Source organism: Rhizobium sp. N122 (assembly GCF_002211295.1).
GTDB lineage: Bacteria > Pseudomonadota > Alphaproteobacteria > Rhizobiales > Rhizobiaceae > Rhizobium.
The window spans coordinates 1-17,539 of record NZ_LOKU01000033.1 but is presented as its reverse complement, the minus strand read 5'-3'; the positions used below and the strand labels follow the sequence as shown (position 1 = coordinate 17,539).

14 protein-coding genes and 3 pseudogenes are annotated in these 17,539 nt (G+C 57.2%); 5 read left to right on the top strand and 12 right to left on the bottom strand.

Annotation, left to right across the window (positions count from 1 at the left end):
* Positions 1 to 133: 133 nt before the first annotated feature.
* The gene (locus ATY75_RS21450; RefSeq protein WP_088939107.1) at positions 134 to 1,273 is read right to left on the bottom strand and encodes an RHE_PE00001 family protein; all 1,140 of its coding nucleotides are present in this window, start codon (positions 1,271 to 1,273) and stop codon (positions 134 to 136) included.
* Positions 1,274 to 1,788: 515 nt separating this feature from the next.
* Between ATY75_RS21450 and ATY75_RS21445 the strand changes: the two genes are divergently transcribed.
* Entirely contained in the window at positions 1,789 to 2,706 is a 918-nt protein-coding gene (locus ATY75_RS21445; RefSeq protein WP_008534020.1) for a recombinase family protein, read from the top strand.
* A 1,026-nt stretch (positions 2,707 to 3,732) separates the two neighbouring features.
* Here ATY75_RS21445 and ATY75_RS21435 read toward each other — a convergent pair.
* Positions 3,733 to 4,476 (bottom strand): annotated as a pseudogene (locus ATY75_RS21435) (integrase core domain-containing protein); the annotation flags it as partial.
* A gap of 15 nt (positions 4,477 to 4,491) precedes the next feature.
* Between ATY75_RS21435 and ATY75_RS21430 the strand changes: the two are divergent.
* Both ATY75_RS21430 and ATY75_RS21425 read left to right on the top strand, forming a co-directional pair.
* Entirely contained in the window at positions 4,492 to 5,451 is a 960-nt protein-coding gene (locus ATY75_RS21430; RefSeq protein WP_088939106.1) for an IS4 family transposase, read from the top strand.
* Positions 5,408 to 5,601, top strand: a pseudogene (locus tag ATY75_RS21425) (IS3 family transposase); the annotation flags it as partial. The gene ATY75_RS21430 and the pseudogene ATY75_RS21425, both read left to right, overlap by 44 nt.
* A gap of 465 nt (positions 5,602 to 6,066) precedes the next feature.
* Here ATY75_RS21425 and repC read toward each other — a convergent pair.
* The 3 genes from repC to repA all read right to left on the bottom strand — a co-directional run bounded on the left by repC (position 6,067) and on the right by repA (position 9,667).
* Positions 6,067 to 7,275 (bottom strand): plasmid replication protein RepC, encoded by a 1,209-nt coding sequence (gene repC / locus ATY75_RS21415; RefSeq protein ID WP_088939104.1) that lies wholly within the window; start codon positions 7,273 to 7,275, stop codon positions 6,067 to 6,069.
* 155 nt (positions 7,276 to 7,430) lie between these two features.
* Complete coding sequence (repB, locus tag ATY75_RS21410; protein WP_088939103.1) at positions 7,431 to 8,456, bottom strand: plasmid partitioning protein RepB; 1,026 nt, start codon at positions 8,454 to 8,456, stop codon at positions 7,431 to 7,433.
* Positions 8,453 to 9,667: a plasmid partitioning protein RepA gene (repA, locus tag ATY75_RS21405; RefSeq protein WP_088939125.1), complete on the bottom strand. Its 1,215-nt coding sequence runs from the start codon at positions 9,665 to 9,667 to the stop codon at positions 8,453 to 8,455. Before repA ends, repB begins: the two co-directional genes overlap by 4 nt.
* Positions 9,668 to 10,101: 434 nt before the next feature.
* Between repA and ATY75_RS21400 the strand changes: the two are divergent.
* Positions 10,102 to 10,749, top strand: a pseudogene (locus tag ATY75_RS21400) (acyl-homoserine-lactone synthase).
* Between the two features lie 384 nt (positions 10,750 to 11,133).
* A complete protein-coding gene (locus tag ATY75_RS35475; protein WP_011053500.1) occupies positions 11,134 to 12,168 on the top strand; it encodes a medium chain dehydrogenase/reductase family protein in 1,035 nt (344 codons plus the stop codon).
* A gap of 6 nt (positions 12,169 to 12,174) precedes the next feature.
* Here the strand turns inward: ATY75_RS35475 and prs are convergent, their stop codons facing one another.
* The 7 genes from prs to ATY75_RS21355 form a co-directional block, all read right to left on the bottom strand.
* A complete protein-coding gene (gene prs / locus ATY75_RS21390; RefSeq protein ID WP_081278605.1) occupies positions 12,175 to 13,116 on the bottom strand; it encodes a ribose-phosphate diphosphokinase in 942 nt (313 codons plus the stop codon).
* Between the two features lie 2 nt (positions 13,117 to 13,118).
* On the bottom strand, positions 13,119 to 14,267 hold the full coding sequence (locus ATY75_RS21385) for a nucleotidyltransferase family protein (RefSeq protein WP_245317610.1): 1,149 nt from the start codon (positions 14,265 to 14,267) through the stop codon (positions 13,119 to 13,121).
* Positions 14,264 to 14,593 carry a hypothetical protein gene (locus ATY75_RS21380; RefSeq protein ID WP_016737353.1) on the bottom strand — a complete coding sequence of 110 codons (330 nt, stop codon included), beginning with the start codon at positions 14,591 to 14,593 and terminating at the stop codon, positions 14,264 to 14,266. Before ATY75_RS21380 ends, ATY75_RS21385 begins: the two co-directional genes overlap by 4 nt.
* A 5-nt stretch (positions 14,594 to 14,598) precedes the next feature.
* Entirely contained in the window at positions 14,599 to 15,093 is a 495-nt protein-coding gene (locus ATY75_RS21375; protein WP_088939102.1) for a hypothetical protein, read from the bottom strand.
* A gap of 80 nt (positions 15,094 to 15,173) precedes the next feature.
* Positions 15,174 to 16,442, bottom strand: a complete 1,269-nt coding sequence (locus ATY75_RS21370; RefSeq protein ID WP_088939101.1) for a radical SAM protein — start codon at positions 16,440 to 16,442, stop codon at positions 15,174 to 15,176.
* 31 nt (positions 16,443 to 16,473) lie between these two features.
* Positions 16,474 to 17,028 (bottom strand): adenine phosphoribosyltransferase, encoded by a 555-nt coding sequence (locus ATY75_RS21365; RefSeq protein WP_004672710.1) that lies wholly within the window; start codon positions 17,026 to 17,028, stop codon positions 16,474 to 16,476.
* A gap of 290 nt (positions 17,029 to 17,318) precedes the next feature.
* Positions 17,319 to 17,539: phasin family protein (locus ATY75_RS21355; protein WP_190241400.1), on the bottom strand; the 221-nt coding region annotated here is incomplete at its 5' end.

Here is a 17,539-nt window from a genome sequence, read left to right as displayed (position 1 = left end):
CGCTTTTTCGATTTCGGACGCAATCGCGATACATTTCACTCTACGGCGACGACAGGCGCCACAGGGCACGAAATAGGCCCTTGTAGAGCGATCAAGACAGGCGATTGGCGACCTCGGTTTCGGCCAGCGTCACCTACAGCACGCCCCATGCCCGAAACCTCCCCCTCCCGGTCATCTCCCTGAGGCCGAGTTCCAAAACGATCCGCCGCGCTGCCTGCGGCGTCATGTCGAGCGTCTTCGCCACCATGCCGGCCGACACCAACGGTTTTGCCATGACGAGCTCGACCAGTTCCGGCAGCTTTGATGACGCTCGCCGCCCTTCCAGTTTTCGGTCCATCATCGTTTTCGCCAGCATCAGCCGGTCATGTTCTTTCATGCCGATTTCGGCGGCCGCCAAAAATCCGTGGGCGATGGCCAGCAACCGGGTTTCGCGGTCGCGATGCCGGCGCCGATTAACCGGAATGGTTTTGAGGCCGAGATTGATGGCGGCGAGATGGGTACCTGGCGTAACGCCAGCCTCCCGCAGAATGGAGGCGGCAAACAGTCGGCCGAGCCAGGGCGCGTGCTGCAGGACCGAAAGCTCGTTCCAGGCATCGAGGGCGACGATCGCCTGCAGCACTGCCGGAAGATGTTCGGCCTGCCGCAGCACGCCGCGCCATTCGTCGAGCCGGGCATCCTCGTCCCAGTCGAGATCATAAATCATTGGATCTTTGTCCTGAGCGCTGCCACGGCCGGGTCGTCTGGCAGTCTCAATCGCCGCCTCCGATCGGGCCAGCACAGCATCGATGGCGGCAAGATCGACGCCAGGGAGATTTTCTGTGTCGTCATCATCATTATCCCCCTCCCCTTCCGAACCCGCCGGTACCGCGCGGCGGCTGGCGCCTGCCGTCGACGCCTCTGGCCCGACCGAGTTGATGTCCGACGTCTGTCGCAAAGTGCGAATACCATCCGGCGACAAAGCCCAGTCGGACGACTGCGCAGCGATACGCCAGCGCGTGCGAAGAACGTCGCGGGCGATAGTGAGTTCGTGGGTGGGGGTGCGGGTATCGCGAAAGGCATCATGGAGGACGAGGTCTTCGAGATGCACCAATTCGCCGTCGATCCACAGCGAGGCGCAGGCATCGGCAAAATGCATGCGCTCGAGGAAGCCGGACCCGATCGGCGAGCGGGCGATGCGTTCGTCGAGACGGGTCATGGCGACGGCCGCGTCAAAAGCGGGCCTAACCAAGTTTGAAATGCTGATTTTCGAAACATCGTAAGCCATTGATATTATGGTAAACGAAGTCTTACAGGAACTCTATCATAAAGTTTTGGTTCCTCACATGGTATGATCGTTGGGTGCTACTCTAACCATCGATAAGTCATGCTTATCGATGGTAAATTGATATGACGCCCAAATCACCCTGTCAGTCGTCTTAGATGACCGGAAACCCTTAGTTTTCCGGCCTTTTGGGTAGATTTCGGCGAGGTTCGGCGGAACCGTCTTCGCTCTTGTGGTCCCTTCGAGCAGCACTCCCCTGTGGGTGAGTGCAGAATTCTCCGTCGTCGCTGTCGCTCGAACGGCTTTGATCGCCCTCCCCTCCTCCGATCTCCTTATATTCAGGCATTTCCGCCGCAGAAGGCCACCAGTGCGCGTTTTAGGCAGGTTACGGCCGGATGCTCGTTCCGCGTCGCATTTCGAGTCTGACGGGGCTGCATTTAGGCCATAAAACACGCTTGCAACTGTTCGATTTCTAACGCATGCCTTATCTGTACAAACTACTTCGAGACAGGGCCGTTACAAGCGCGATGGCAAAGCCACAAACATTTGACAACCAACAATCTCCCAAGCGGCTGATCGGTTATGCCCGGGTGTCGACGGATGAACAGGTCCACGATGCCCAGTTGGACGAGCTGCGTGCAGCCGGCTGCGATCGGATCCATCAGGAGCATGGTTCCGGAGCATCGCGGGCTCGACCGGTGCTGACGCGATTACTCGCTGAACTTAGCGCCGGCGACGTCCTCATTGTCGTGCGCCTCGATCGACTGGCCCGATCCGTCAGTCATCTCTTGTCGGTGATCGAGGACCTCGAGGCCCGCGGCGTGCATTTCCGGTCGATCCGCGATCCAATCGATACGTCGACCCCGCAAGGCATGTTTTCCCTTCAGGTCCTCGGCGCCGTCGCGCAGCTCGAGCGGGCGCTAATCGCTGAGCGTACCAAAGCCGGCATTAAGGCGGCGAAGGCACGCGGAAAGCTTCCTGGAAATCCCGGTCTGCGAGAACGACGGCCGGAGGCGATCAAGGCAATCTCGCAGGCACGGGAGAAGCTCTATCTCGATGAACTCATTGCATCGGCGCAGACGTGGCTGCCGATGGTGCGTCAACTCCGGCCGCAGCACAGTTGGGACAATGTCGTGCGGGTTCTCAATCGCCGTGGCCACGACTGGACCGTCGAACGCCTTCGTCGCGCTGTTCATCGCATGGTACGCGAAAAGCTCGCGGAGAAGGAACTCCTTGCTCGATCCCCTCGCCGGGCTCCCGAAGACTATCTGATGAAGCTGGTGGCGGCAATTGCCATTGCCGATCCCAACCTGTCGCTGCGCGACATTGCCGCGCAACTGGACCAGATGGGAGAACGGCCTGTGCGCAGCGGCAAGAACTGGCAACCGTCCTCGGTGCGGGTCCTGCTGGACGAAGCCCACCGATTTGGCCTCATTCGCCGTTGAGGGCATGGTTCATCCGACGCCCGATGGCAGAGAGTCTTTTCTTGTCGCTATTCGACTGCATAGCCGTCAGGTCCGGCCTTTGGGGATCTGTAGCGCCAGGACCGCTAGTCGCTATCGCTCCGCGGTTTCAGCTCAGCGCCTACATCCTCGCCGCGGAGCCGGCTTCCTCCGCCTGCTCGCCCCCTCCCCCGGAACGTGCTGAAGGCTTCAGCCGCGGTGATTATGATCCGCAGAGGCGCGCGGGCCATGACCCTCGGCGGCGCGGGTAAAAGCAGAGGACAGCCGCTCCCCTCGCTACCAAAAAGCCGTCTCGGCTGCACGACGAATTCGGGCGCGAGCCGGAACTCAGTCAGACAGTATTTGTTTCTTTTACAATCCGTCCGCGTTTCGGCGTTCTTTCAAGGATGCTCGACAATTTGATTGAGCCATTTGTCCGCGCCGCCAGCTGTATTTCCTACAAGAATGATTACGGCCGAAGATCTGCAAACATTCGTTTTACGACCAGCAAATTTCGACTGTCCTCTAAGCCTGGGAGGTCTTCGTCCTGAAGCATCCTGCGGAGACCGCCGTTAAGATTACAAAGCAATGTCTCCTTTCAGTCGTGACAAACACCGCGATTGTTCGTTCGAACACGAAGCCGCTCAATCGGCTCCGTGCATCAACTGACCTTACTACACCAGCCGCATAGAAGGGCTGTCGGCCATTCTACCCGGGCAACCATGACCAATGCCCTTAGAACGTCATGTACGATCAAAAATGACCGCCAAGACCCCGCGACCCATGGCGGCGACAGGACGGTACCTATCTCTACACAACCGATCTTGTGAGAGGTGGCGCGAGGAGCGGGTCATGCGCCGTCCATAGTAGCGCCCGAAAATGTCGTTTCTTTTCAGAGTGTTGTAGCTGTGGTCAGCTGACCACCGGAAAAGCAGCTGTTGGCAGTGCGTCCCACCCCAAAAAACTTGCTGGCCCACGACAGCAGAGTCTGGCGAAAAACCTCGATCAGTGGACCCGCTGACCTAGCACTCAATCCTCTCCGGCAGCGACTAGAGCCTGCGCGCTCCGAGTACGCCAAGTGGCGGAAACGCGAAGCTTTCATCTCGCGCAGCGTTGGAGCCGGTTGCGGCAATGGTATCTGCATCACGTGCCCGGGTCTGGTCCGAGCGATGAGTGCGGCCGGAAGTGGTTGTAATCGTCGGCCCAGCAATGGCGCTTCGGGCATAATCGCAGCCGAGGAACAGGCTTCGGTTGACCATCTCGTCCCGCATCCGGCCGTTGAAGCTCTCGACATTAGCGTTTTGCATCGGCTTCCCGGCGTGATGCCGTGCGACTCGACACTATGATCCTTCGACCTGGCAAGGATGGCATTCGAGGATTCCGTGCCGTTGTCGGAGACGATCATCCCCGGTTTGCCGCGCCGTTCGATGAGGACCGACAGTTCGCGAGCGACGCGACGACGCAAGATCGAGGTGCACGGGATCGCCGCCAGGCATTCGCGGGTCACGTCTTCGACGAAGTTGAGCACGCGAAACCTCCTTCCGCAAGCGAACTGGTCGTGAACGAGATTCAGCGAGCTTCGGGCATTGGCCTTCGCTTCGACCAGGATCGGGCCACGCGTGCCGACAGCGTGCCGCCCCGGCTTTTCTGCTTGCGAACGGAAAGTCCTTCTTCGCGATAGAGCCCGTAGATGCGGTCGACCCCAACGGCGCTCCCCCCCCGCCGAAGCCGCCGGTCGCCGAAACGCCATCGCTCATTGGCGAGGTCGCGCAATAGGGCGACTTCTTTATGATGTGGGCGCGCCTGCCCGACCAACGCTTCGATCTTTTGTCGCGCGTCATGCATGACCATGCACTCATCGGCGGCTCTAAACTGCGTGATGTCGTAGAGACAGTTCGGTTCTGCGACACCCAAACGAGCGAGCTGCGCGAGCGCGCCGACCGTCCGGCGCGGCAGGCATCGTTGTGCCTGCGCTTCGGCCAGGCGACGATCAGGCGACCGCAAAACCTGCGCGAAGAAGGGCTGCCCGACGGGGTTAGGCTCAGTTGGGTCGAGGTCGTCGAACCGGACGCACCCGACGGTGTCGAGCCCTTGCATTGGCTGCTCTTGACCACCCATGCGCTCTCCAGTGCGACTGACGCCTGGCAGATCGTCGCTTGGTACAAGCAGCGCTGGATGATCGAGCAGTTCTTCCGGGTGATGAAGACGCAGGGCTTCAAGATCGAGGACAGCCAATTGCAGTTAGCGCCGCGGCTGGAAAAGCTCGTCGCCATCGCCGCCAAGGCCGCGGCAATCGTCCTCCAACTCGTGCAGGACCGCAGTGGCGGCGATCCTCACCCGGCAAGCCTGGCAGTCAGTCCCCACGAGATCAACACGCTCGCCGCCCTCGAAAGCCGCTTCAAGGGCAAGACCAAGCTGCAATCCAATCCCCATCCCAAAGCTTCGCTCGCCTGGGCCGCTTGGATCATCGCCAAACTCGGCGGCTGGATCGGCTATGCCTCCTCCAAGCCGCCTGGACCCATCACCTTCTTCAACGGACTCAAATACTGTGCCGATGGCTGGGCCTTGCGAGATAGGTATATGCCTCAGTCGTTCGGTGGAGAAATGTTCCACTGGATCATTTGCTTTTGGTCACGAACAAAATCCAGCGACCAGCGGGCAGAGCCTTCGCGTTGGCCAGGATCGGTGCGCGCGTGCCTGCAAGTTCGCTTACGGAAGGGGGTTTCGCGTGCTCAACATCGTCGATGACGCGACGCGAGAATGCCTCGCGGCGATCCCCGGACACCTCGATCTCCGGTCGTCGCCTCGCTCGAAACTCGCAATGATCTCTCCGACAACGGCACCAAACTCACCTCGAATGCCATTCTTGCCTGGTCAAAAGACCATAGGGTCGAGTGGATCATTGCGTCACCTCGCCCAAGATAGCGGTTGATGAATTCTCCCAGTGTTGTGGAAGTGCCGCCGCGAATCAGCCCCGTAGATTCCGGCGCTGCGGATGGCAGCAGGTAGTTGTTCCTATTGCGTCCTATCCATGCGGCGCCATCGCCCACTCGCGATTAGCCGGCACAGCCGGCCGCCTTGCGATTTGCCGCGCCGGTGCCAATGAATTGATGAAAGGCGGCTGCCATTTCGTGCGAAGACTTCGCTCCTGGTCTTGTTCGTGCGCGACCTTGGGCGCGTTCGTATTGAGATCACGGTCTACTGTTCCCCCAAGAGGCGTCATTTGGCTCGGGAGCCAGACGGTAACCGGCACAATGCCTGCGACAAGCCGCCTTTGAAAGTTGGTGTTTTCCAAGGGGTTAGCTTGGTGGTCAGCTGACCACAACCGAAATCCTCAACGGCAGGAATAACGATCAGCCGCACTTACCCAGCCCTCAAACCGCCTTGCCCGTTGGCCTTCAACAACGCCATTATCATCGGGCCAAGCGAGAACTCACCGCGCTCACTTCGGCGCGTTAGATCCCGCAGATAGCCTCCAGGAGAGTTGATGAAGTTAGCCCTTTCCAGGATGCACGCAATTGCCACCGCAGCATTCTCCGGTCCTAGCGCCTCGCAGGCATCCTGGTAGGCGGAAGGGCTTACCCCCAGCATAGATCGAACCACCACAGCGGCAGACATCAGATCTCGCCAGCTCCCCACGCCGCGCAGTGCATAGTCGCTGATCATCGGGCACGCCTTGAGCACCAATCCCAAGGGGAACGCCCTTTGCGATTCATTCTTCGGCTGATGGCTCAAGCTCGCCTTTGCCCCCTGCTCCTTTTCGGAGCGTGGTTCAGATTCATTTATGGATTCGGGTTTTGAATTCTGTATGTGCTGCTCGATATGAGCAGCATTGGTGCTAATTTTTTCAGCATTATCGAGGTTTTCCAAACGATTAAGCACTTCCTCACGGAGCATCTCCATTTCATTGAGAACGCTAGTGACCCCTTCAAGGGTCGGAACGCGCGGAATTCTGCTCGCGAGCGCAATGTAGATGTCCTCGGTCGTCTTCCAATCGCCGTCGGCGCCCTCGACCATTGCAGCAGTAATAAGTTTGCGAACATCCCGCCGGCAAATTGTAAGGCTCTCTTTGGCTTTCCTGAGCGAGGCTCTCTCGGCCGCCACTCTTTGCGCCAACATCGCCAACTCTTCCGATCGCGCCAGGAGGGGCGACAGGTCGAAGCCAAAAGCATTCTCGATCTGGCCATCGTCGCCCTTGCGGGCGAAGCGCTTGCCATTGGCGCTATCCTTACGGACGATCAACCCCGACTCCACCAGAATGGCAATATGCCGCCGCAACGTTGCGCCAGCCATTGCATGCGCCCGAAGCGCCAGTTGGGCATTCGAGGGGAAGACAATCAATTGTGCATCCTGACGCAACTCATTGTCAGGATAAAAGCTCAAAAGTGCGTCAAGAACAGCCAGACTGTTCGACTGGATCTTGAGCAGTTCCATCGCGGCGGAAGCGTCTCTCAACACTTTCCACTTATCGGCAGCTTTTCCATGCTTGATTTCCATTGCCGCCTGGCGCCGCACGAGCGCAAGCGTCATTGGCCGCCGCCCGAACGGCGTCGCTACATTCCCCGACTGCATTGTCTCTCACCTTTCAGCAGGCAAAGGAAATTCGCTCACCAAAACGGCGCCAAAGACTCTTGACGAGGATTCGAGGAAATGCGATTCTGTTCTTGCTACAGAGACAGAAGGGCTTCCACGACGGCGACGTTGAGGGAGCTCTTTTCTTTTGCGGGTTACACTCCCTGTTTCCGTTGATGCTTTGCGCGATGCTCCTGGTAAAGCGCCGGCAAATGCTCGAGTACGAAAGCCGCGAAATCCGGCGTGGCTTTCCTGTCAATGGTAATTTCGAGCTTGCTCTTGCTCTGCGTGACCTGCGCAAGCCTGTCGCCATCGGGGGTCGACAGGACGTCTGGCAACCCGCGCGCAGTCCGACGCGGTTTCAGATGGTCGATCACTGCCTTGAACCGTTCCGACGACGGCAGCGCCTGCACCTCCTCCGAGGCAGCATATTTCGCAGCGCCTGCCGGAGGCGATGCTTTCTCAACCAGCTCTGCCAATTGCTGCCAACTTGGGCGTCCAACGCCTGGAGCGGCGCCGATGGCATCGATCAATTCAGAGGGGAGGGCGTCAACAAGCAGGAGCATCTTCGACAAGTTGCTTTTATCGATTGACATAGCCGCGATGACGATTTCTCGTGGAAACTGCTTGTTTAGCTTGTGTGCGAAACGTGCCTTTTCGATGAAGGTGAGGTCTTCGCGCTCATTGTTTTCCTGACCCTGTGCGACAACCAACTGCTCGTCCGTCAAGTCTCGAACAACCGCCTTGACCGGCAGTCCTAGCTCCGAAACGGCGCGCAGCCGGCGGTGTCCAAAGGCAACTTGGTAGTGCGCGGGTTTAACGGGATGAGGTCTCACAAGGATTGGGACCTGCTGTCCTTGCTCGCGGATGGATGCACGAAGTCCTTCGATATCACCTTGCATGCGATCCTGAACGAAGGACGGCTCGATTGACGACGCGTTCAGTTCAACCACGGCCTGACCTTCGGCGAGACGCCGCTCGATCTCCTCGGCACGACCAAGACGATCATTTTGCTCGCGCAACGCGTTACCGATGTTTGCAGTCAGCTTCGTCGCTGGATCTCGTTCTTTTCTGGTCACGCCGAGAAGCGGCATGGAGCGAGTCTTTGCCGCTCTGTGTTCAGCAGCTGATGAGCTGTCGGGCGCGTCCGTGGTGACGTCAAGGAGGTGCTTCCGACTCATGTGGTTCTACCCCATGCTTTTTTGATTAGAGTTTCGATCTCGTCGTTGACGGCGTTCATCGCCTCTAAGGCCCGATCATAGGTCGAGCGCGTGAACTGTCCGCGCTCAACCTCAAAGAGGGTTTGATTCGTCAGGCCAGCGTCCGAAACGGCGGTCGTCTTGAGCATCGGAAAATTGAGGACATTTTCGCCGAAGATCGAACGCAGATAGCCCACCATCTGGTTCTGCGGGCCATCGCTCGGTTCAAAACGAGTGACGAGGTAGCGCATCCAATTGAACTTGAACTGGGCGCCTGCGTTCTCGATTTCCCGAAGGAGATTCGAGGTCATCGCCAGAAACTGGTTCATCGACATTACATCCAACATCTGGGGATGGACGGTGACGAGGATCGAGGTTGCGGCGGTCAGAGCTGAAAGCGTGAGATAGCCAAGTTGGGGAGGGCAATCGATAACGACGACATCGTAGTTGTCCGCGATGTCTTCGATGACCTGACTGATCCGACCGTAAAAAAGCGTGTCACCTTCCTTCCGGTTCATAAGCGCGCGCGGGGTATCGTGCTCGAACTCCATCAGTTCAAGATTGCCAGGAATTAGATGAAGATCCGGGATGTACGTTCCTCGGACAACCTGCTCGATTGGGACCTGCTCGTCATCATACCGGATGGCGCCATAGAGTGTTTCGTTCGGACCAACGTCAGTTTCTGGCTGACTGCCGAAGAGTGCGGAAAGGCTTGCTTGGGGATCAAGATCAATCGCGAGAATCCGGTAGCCACGCATTGCCAGGTACTGTGCCAGATGCGCGGCTGTCGTCGTCTTGCCCGAGCCGCCTTTGAAATTCATCACCGAGACGACTTGAAGCTGCTCCCCCGTGCGACGATGGGGCAGGTAGCGCCGGTTCCCGCGGCCAATCAGGTCCAGGTGCTTACGGATTGAATGAATATCTTCGATCGTGAACGTGCGTCGACCGCCAGGGCTCATACTAACGTGCAGTTCAGGCATTTCCGAAGCAGTTTGTCTAAGATAAGACTCACCGATGCCAAGCAATTTTGAGGCTTCTGACGGTGCAAAGGATCGAATGCCCTTTTCGGACGTCGGCGGGAAGACCTTGAGATGATGTGCTTGAAGTTGGCTGGAGAGAGCGTCAGCATGACGCTCCATCAATGCGGTCAACCCTTCGGCGACCGGCGCTGTTTTTGCTGCGGTTTTCGCCATCTCAAAATCCATTTCCTGCAAGTGGCGGAACTTTTCGCGAAACCGCCAAAGTTCCGCCACTAGCTATTAGAGCCGATTCTGCATTTTGAGCAAGGGGTTTTAGGTTAACGAAAGGCTAACGTGGATAAACCCGGAACGTAGAGTAAATGGATTTTTCCGTTTATATCCTGCAGCTTAGCAAGACCGCGGTACCGATTGGTCATGGTGTGTTTTATTGTGAATCCTACAAATGTGCCCCGGCGATTTAGACGAAAAGCAGAAGACCTCGGCAAAGTCGGTGATCCCCTTGCCGCGACTCACTCGCACAAAACCGTAAGCATTCTACAACGGACGCCCGATTCCAATTCGTGCAGAGTTCCCGGCGCCTAACGGCGGCGGAGAAATTCATGCAGGTATTCGCGATCTCGACACCAAAAATTTACTCCGAAGCGTAGCTGCTTCAGGACGATCATAGGCTACGTGCGAGGATCTTTTCCACTCGCACTTGGGATGTAGAAGTAGTCGACGAGTGCGAGGCAGATGGGGTTGACGCTCTCGCCCCGACTGCCATCCTGGATGTCACCGCGGCTGGACCACTTGCAGGATGTGCACGCGATTTGTCTGCGATGGGACCGACCATGCTGGTAGACGTATTTCCGTCTCTGCTCCCGAAGGGCCGCCTGAACGCCAATCCCCTGATGGTCTAGAGTTCTCGCTTTTGCGTCGACACCTCGAAGAGTGGAGGGGAGGGGAGGGGAGATGGTTCCGTTCACGAGGCAACGCTGACCTTGTTCGCCGGCATCGTAGAATGGTGCCTGGGAGGTGGTCTCAGCGAAGTCGTTGCGGTAACGGATATCAGGTTCGAGCGAACTCTTGCTAGCGTCGAATGGCCTCTCCCGCGCCTGGGGCAGCCAGAGAAGATCGTTGCCACCACCGCCATCGCAGGCACGCGTCCAGCAAACGCTGAGACCTTTCTGATGTTGCGGCCGCCCAACTACCGATCTAGTTGCCGTCATCCTTCTCGGGTGCGACTCGGATTGTTGGTCTGTTCGGTTCGAACCGGTGCGCCACGAAGGATGAAGCTTTGGACGATGTGGCGATAGGCTCTTAGGAGGGTCGCGCGGGCGGATGAGGGAAGGCGACATGGCATCTTCGCAGATGAGGATGCATCGAAGAACGGGCTGGTAAACCGCGGCTCGTGTTTGAGGCTGGTGGCATTGACGCGGCCCAAGCGCTCCACTCTACCTTCAATAGTTTCGTCGCTCCTTGCGCAAGGGAACACTTCTGCCGCTTGAAACGTCCTTTGCCGTTCGCGCCGACGATATCTCCGAGAAGCTTGTCAAGACCCAGGACATAAGCAAGCCCGCCAGCAGGCACGTGATTTCATCAGCTTTCTGACTGCCGCCTGTGGTTGTTGTCTAGATTCTGGATGCAAGTAAGTGTACATATTTAGGACAGTCGGTGTGTCGGGGAGCGAGAGGTCTCGTATGGAGGTTCGTGGACTCGTAATTACTTGCCCCCGCAAGGTTGAAGAATGGACATTGTCGGTTCCACTCGCCGTATCGTCCGAAGTCGGTGTGCGGATAGAGTTGTGTGGACTCTGCACACCGGAGCAACGCGTTTATCGGGGCGCCAAGCCGACTTACCCCTATTGGGGCGGGCACGAGTTGTCAGGCACGATCGTGTCTCTGCCGGACGATGTACCGGATGGCCTGCGCGTAGGAGACCGCGTTGCGGTGCTTTTAATGCGCAGATGCGGCCAATGTCGTGCCTGCCGCCTCGGACTGGACAACCACTGTGCATATTTAAATCCTAAAGCGAGAGGAGGGGTGCCGCAGGGGCCGGGGGGATTGGCCAATTTTGTGGGCGTACCGGCCTATCAGGTTTTTTCCGTACCTTCCTTTTTGGCTCCCGAGCGTGCCGCGTTAGTTGAACCTGTCGCCTGCGTGGCACGCGGCATAAATAGGGCGCGTGCAAAGGCTGGAGACACTGTGGCCGTCATCGGCGGAGGCACGATGGGCCTTCTCCATTCGATACTTCTGACAACCAAAGGATGCGACGTTTACCTTTTCGATGACGACGTGGCAACGCATGGGCCTGTGATGTCGACCGGCGCCCATGCAACGGGGTCAGTTCATTCTCTGTCTGATCCGAAACTCGTCGAGAAATTAACGGATGGCTGGGGCTTCGACTGCATCTTTTGCACGCGCTTCGGTGTCAGAGGCATTCAGGGGGCCATAGCTGCGGCGTCACGCGGTGCCAGGATTGTACTCTACCAATCGATTCCGACGTCCGATTTGCTATCGGTAGGCGCTAACTTTCTGCATTACCGGGAAATTGAACTGATCGGCACCATAGCCCAAAGCGCGGACGACGTGAGAAATGCCATCCGAACCATCGTTGAACACGCCGCACGCTTCGACGTGCTGCAGGTCAATCTTTGGCCCTCGTCAAACGCCCAAGAGGCATTCGAGCAGGCGCTCGATCCACGTGTTAATCGCGTGATGCTAGATTTCAGGTAATGCTTCTCAGCGTGCCTGCAGCGCGCCTGCAATTTCGTTGCCGATCGAGACTACTTCGACACTGTCGGGGAAATTGTCGGTACGTCCGACGCTGTCGGTCACAACGATGCGGTCGATCTGAGACCGTCCCCAGTTTTCGTTCAGCGACGGCGTGAATATGGCATGGGCTGCGGCAAGGGTTATCTTGCGAGCGCCTGCCGCTTTGAGATGTGCGGCGGCTGAAAAAGCCGTCTGACCACTGTTGATTTCGTCGTCAATCAGGATGATCGTCCGGCCAGCAACGTCCCCCAGAATCTCGACGCTCTCCCGAAAGTCATCATCGTCTCTGCGGTGCTTGCGCATGACAGCGAATGGGCAGCCGAGCAGGGCCGCCAAGTGCTCAGCTCGCTTCGCTCCGCCGAAGTCCGGTGAAACGACCATGTCGCCATCGACGGCCGCAGAACCGAGATGGCGAACTAGGGCGGGAGCGAACTGAAGATTGACGACAGGACAGGCAAATGCGGCGCACAACTGAGGAACATGGAGTTCGAAAGTTATCAGCCGATCTATACCGAGCGTTTCGATAATCCCCGCAAGGATTCGCACCGGTACAGGTCCGCCGTCGAAGGCAGGGCGATCCGAACGCGAATATGGGAGGTAGGGAAGAACAGCGGTAATCGTGCGGGGACCCCGCGCCCGCACGGCACCAAGCGCTAGGAACAACTCGAAAAGACGATCATGAACGCTGTCAGGAAATGTTTGCACGACCACCACATCTCCGCCAAGCCCGCCGTCGCGCGGAGTGACAGCCATCTGGCCATTGCTGAACACCTGCGTGTTTAGGATCGTTATTCCTGACCGCGTGAGGGCCCGATGGACTGTTGACGCAAACTTTGCAGAGGTTTCGGTTGCTGCGATACGAAGGTCGTTCGCCGCAGGATCTGTACGATATGGTGACTCGGGCGCCATATTTACGCCAGCTCAAGATCGTTAACAGTGGGAATAGACAGCAGTTTGGGCAACACGTCGCCCCAATCATGTTGAAGTGGTACCTCGGTTTGATCAGGTCGAATGAGCTCTAGGAACTCGGACGGTATGTCTATCCCACAGATGCGCTTCATCTGCGTCAGGACGAAAAATAACGCCGGCCTCATCTCGTATTTGTAACCTATCGCAGCGACCTCCGCCCAGCGAATATTCGCCATTTCTTTGTGTAGAACCGCATGAAGATCGCCGAACATCAATAGTCGAAGCGAATTATAAAGGAAGGCCTCGTGATAAAGCCTGGCCGAAAGGAACCAGACGGCGCCAGTCGCGGATTGGACCTGCAATATGCGGCCTAGACCGTTTGCAAGACGCACGCCTGACCATATGTCTTCGACATCGATGCCGACGGAAAGATTTACATGCATATCAATGAAGATGGGCATGTGCAGCTTCTTCGCGGAATCGATGTATCCCTTTACGTGGCGGTAGCGCAGCTGGCGTGGCACCGCGGGACCAGGGAACGGAGATTCAACGGATTCTATCCTTACAAACACCGGCAAGGAATAGCTTTCGCGGAAGGTTTCGTCATCGAGTTCCTTTCGTTCCGGATGCCAGTTGCCATTTGAAGGGTCGAAAATACCGTGCCGGTAGCCGAGATCGAACATGAGCCGCTGCACGCGCTGCGCGTCAGCGGGCTTGACCATGATGTCGAGATCGGTCATCGGCCGTAGGAGTGGATCGGGATAGTGGAGAAGCGCGAGATCTGGTCCCTTCACCAGGAACCAGGCGATGCCGGCCCGATCCAGCGCATCCATGATTTCTGGCAGATTGCGAAATTCGAGTGCGGACCTGACCTTTGACATGACAGTCCAGCACTGAACGTAATGCGCCGCCTCAGTGGGCAATAGTGTCAACAAATCGAGGCGGCGCAAGTGATTCTCAAGCAGCGGCACCGTCCGATTATGCTCGGCGCGCCATACCACATAGGGCCAGTTGACAGGCTCCTTGCAGAGACGGACCAAACGCTCTTCATCCTCGGGTCGTAGGTAGGCCCGGCAGGTGATCAGCAAAATAGAGTCTTCTGGTGACAACCGAAGCATCGCGGAGACTCCTGATACGGCTGCGTGATTCATTTCGAACTTTCCGAGCTGCTGAATTCGGCTAGTGTCTGCCTCAGGTCGGCGAACTGTTGTTCGAAGGAAGCGAAACTCTGGTCGACGTTTTGTCCAAGCAACTGTTCAAGGCTGAGCGTTTCTTCAGCGCGTTCCTCTTGTCCAGACATAAGCTTGTAAACCGAACTTACCGGCAGCAATCGCGACAAGAGTTCACCACCGCGGCCCGTCTGGGCGCTGTCCCGAATTTGCCGGATGCAACTTTCGGCAAGCAATCCGTCAATCACGATTACCAGCTTGCCATCCTCTTCGTCAACGGCGTAGCCAAACAGTCGGGAACTAGCCATTGCCGCTACCTCTGAGCCTTCTTGAGGTCTTCCACTTCACTGCGTATCTGCAGCAATTGTGCCTGAGCCGAGAGAAGTTTGGCGAATGCGGCGGTAACCGCCTTTGCCGATTGTGTGTCGGAACCAGTCATCCTAACCGGTCCTCGCCCAATGCGGCGTCCTACAAGACCTGAATCGGCGGCGCGCGGCCAATTGGCTTTGCCAAATTTCTTCGAGGCGGTTATATCAACGTAGTAGTCTTGTAGTTCGCCGTTAGCAGCGAGTGAGCCGGATTTCGACCGTTGCGATCTGCGTGACACCTTTAGCGATTGCTCTAATTTTACAAGGCCAGCCGTCAATTGCTGAGCTTGGTCATCCAAACCCGCCTGCAGCCGGGCGAGTCCTTCCGCGAGACGAGAAATCACCTGGGCTTGCTGGGCGGCTGCTTTGTTGCCGGATCGTATCGCGTTGTTCGCAAGTGTGTGCGCCACACCCGCCGCACCTCGGAAAGCTCTGCTCATCCCCAATCCTCCACGTTATTTTTGTTGACCTGGTTAAATTACGTCGTCGACACAGCAATTATTACGTCGCGCCTCCTGCGTTAGTGAGTGTGTTGCGCAGCAGCCGCGATTTCCTCCGAGAAGTTATAGACAGGAGCTTCGGCGGCGGGCCGACGCTCTTTCGCTATAACTCCGCGGCGGTAGGTGGAATCTTTCGTCGGGTCCACCAGGGCGTACTCCGGAAAACCTCCGTTATTGTAAAGTTCCTGGCACAGCGGATAGGGCGCGTCCTTTTCACCATAGTGCGACCAGCTACTCATCTTGCAGAAGCCGCGACAGACTGGATAAAACACGCAGTTGCCGCAGACGCCCTTAACCTCGCCACTCACCACCTCGCGTAGCTCATGGAAGAACGGGCTGTTGCGCCAGATTTCCATCAAGGGCATTTCGAAGGCATTGCCGGCGATCATTTCCGGATCATCGTAGGAGGCACTGCACATCGAAACTTGTCCGTTCGACAGTATGCCCAGTACGTTGTCGCCCCAACCGCAAGTATGCACGCCGTTCAGATACTTGAGAGGCATCAGAGCCGGCGGCAGAGTCATGTATGCAGCGCCACTCTCAAAATGGGGAGATTTCAAAAGATCGCCTATCAGTAGCTCGCATTCCTCCAAGCTTATCGCATTGTCCTCATGGCTGCGCGCGTTGCCCATCGGATGTATGTTGAGCAGCGTCCGATGCTTCTTGATGCCCCAGCCGAGCACCAAATCTATAATCGAAATCACCTTGTCATAGTTGTTGCGATAGGCAGTCGTCGTTACCACTGTAGAGATGTCAGTTTTTCCAAGCCGCTGCAGGACAATCGCAGTCTTGGCGAACGCACCCGATTTTGCTCTGAAAGCGTCGTGCGCCTCTGGGTCGAAATGGTCGAGGCTGATGAAGACCGTCAAATTGGGGAGCCTACTTAGCTGCTCGATCGTGAACTCGTCAAAGAGGGTTCCATTCGTCTCGAAAACCAGCTCCTTCAGCCCACAGGATGCGAGATATTCCATGACTGCCATGAATTCCTTGTGAACCATCGGTTCACCCCCGGAAACCTTAACCTTGCGCAGCCCATTGGGTAGTGCTTGCTCGATCAGTCCTTGGATCGTCTCCAGGTTGAAATCAATGCCCTTGGCCTTGGACCCGACGCCTGCGATGTAACAGTGGTGGCATCCCAAATTGCACTTGCGTGTTAGAAACAGATAGATCGTTTTAATTTCGTTTTCCGAGACGACTCGTTTCGAAAGTTCACTTGTGACGAGGGCCCGTAGCGTCTGACTGGTTACATGCACGTCCTGCGGTGTCGAAAGCCAATCAGGGGTATTCATGCGCTTGCCTCCTCACGTCTATGCTGCTGCGCTAGCACGTCATCGCACTGATCACTGGTGCGTCGTCCAATTGACGCCTGCCTTTCAAAACTTCGATTTCGAGTATGAATGCGTATCCGGCGATCTCTCCGCCTTGGGACTTGACAAAATTCCCAGTCGCCCGAGCAGTGCCACCCGTCGCTAGAAGGTCATCAGCAATCAGGCATCGCAGGCCGTCACCGATGAGGCCGGCAGTTACCTCCAGGGTTCCGGAGCAGTATTCACAGCTGTATTCAAATGAGAGGACGTCCCCCGGCAGTTTACCGGGTTTCCTTACCATGATGAAACCGCAACCAAGCCTATCAGCCAATGAGGCGCCCAAGATGAAACCACGCGCATCAACCGCCAAAATGGCATCGATTTCTGTTCCCGACACTTGGCTTGCGACGGTAGAAACGACTTCGCCCAATGCACCTCTACCAGCCAGCATAGGCGCTATATCCTTGAACAAGATCCCGCCTATTGGAAAGTTGGGAAATTCTCGTAATGCTTCTACACCGGATTGGTTAATCCGTGACGCCCCGCTATTTGGAACAGCTACAATCATTTTACTATCCCCCACATGTAACCATCTAAGAGCCTCGTAAGGTGCGATGGCCTCGCGCACTTTGTGGCCAGCCACCAGATGCCATGGGCCCTGGCAAGCTTATCAGCGGCGGCGGCCGCCGCGCCTACCACGTTCCTCCGGGCCGGCACGGGTCCGCTCTCTGACCAGATCACGCCGGAATTCGCCAGCGCCGCGAACAGATGAAACATCAGTCGGCCGCATAATGTTGTCTCCTCGAAAGAAGCTCCGATCATGATTCGTCCAGCCCTGATCTTAGTGCCGAGTCAACTTTACGTCGCCTTGAGGTCCGTCAGCACCTTGTCAAAAGCATCCTTGACCGGCTTTGAGATTTCCTCCACCGCCCTGCTTGAGAGCACCCGGACCTCCTTGGCGTGCTGCAAACTTGTCTCAACCCGCTTGCGGAAAAAGGTCGACTGCTGTTCGAGGATCTGCGACGGCGAATTCGCGCCCAGCAAAGCTTGCAAATGTGAGAAGCTGGCCTCGGCGTCGG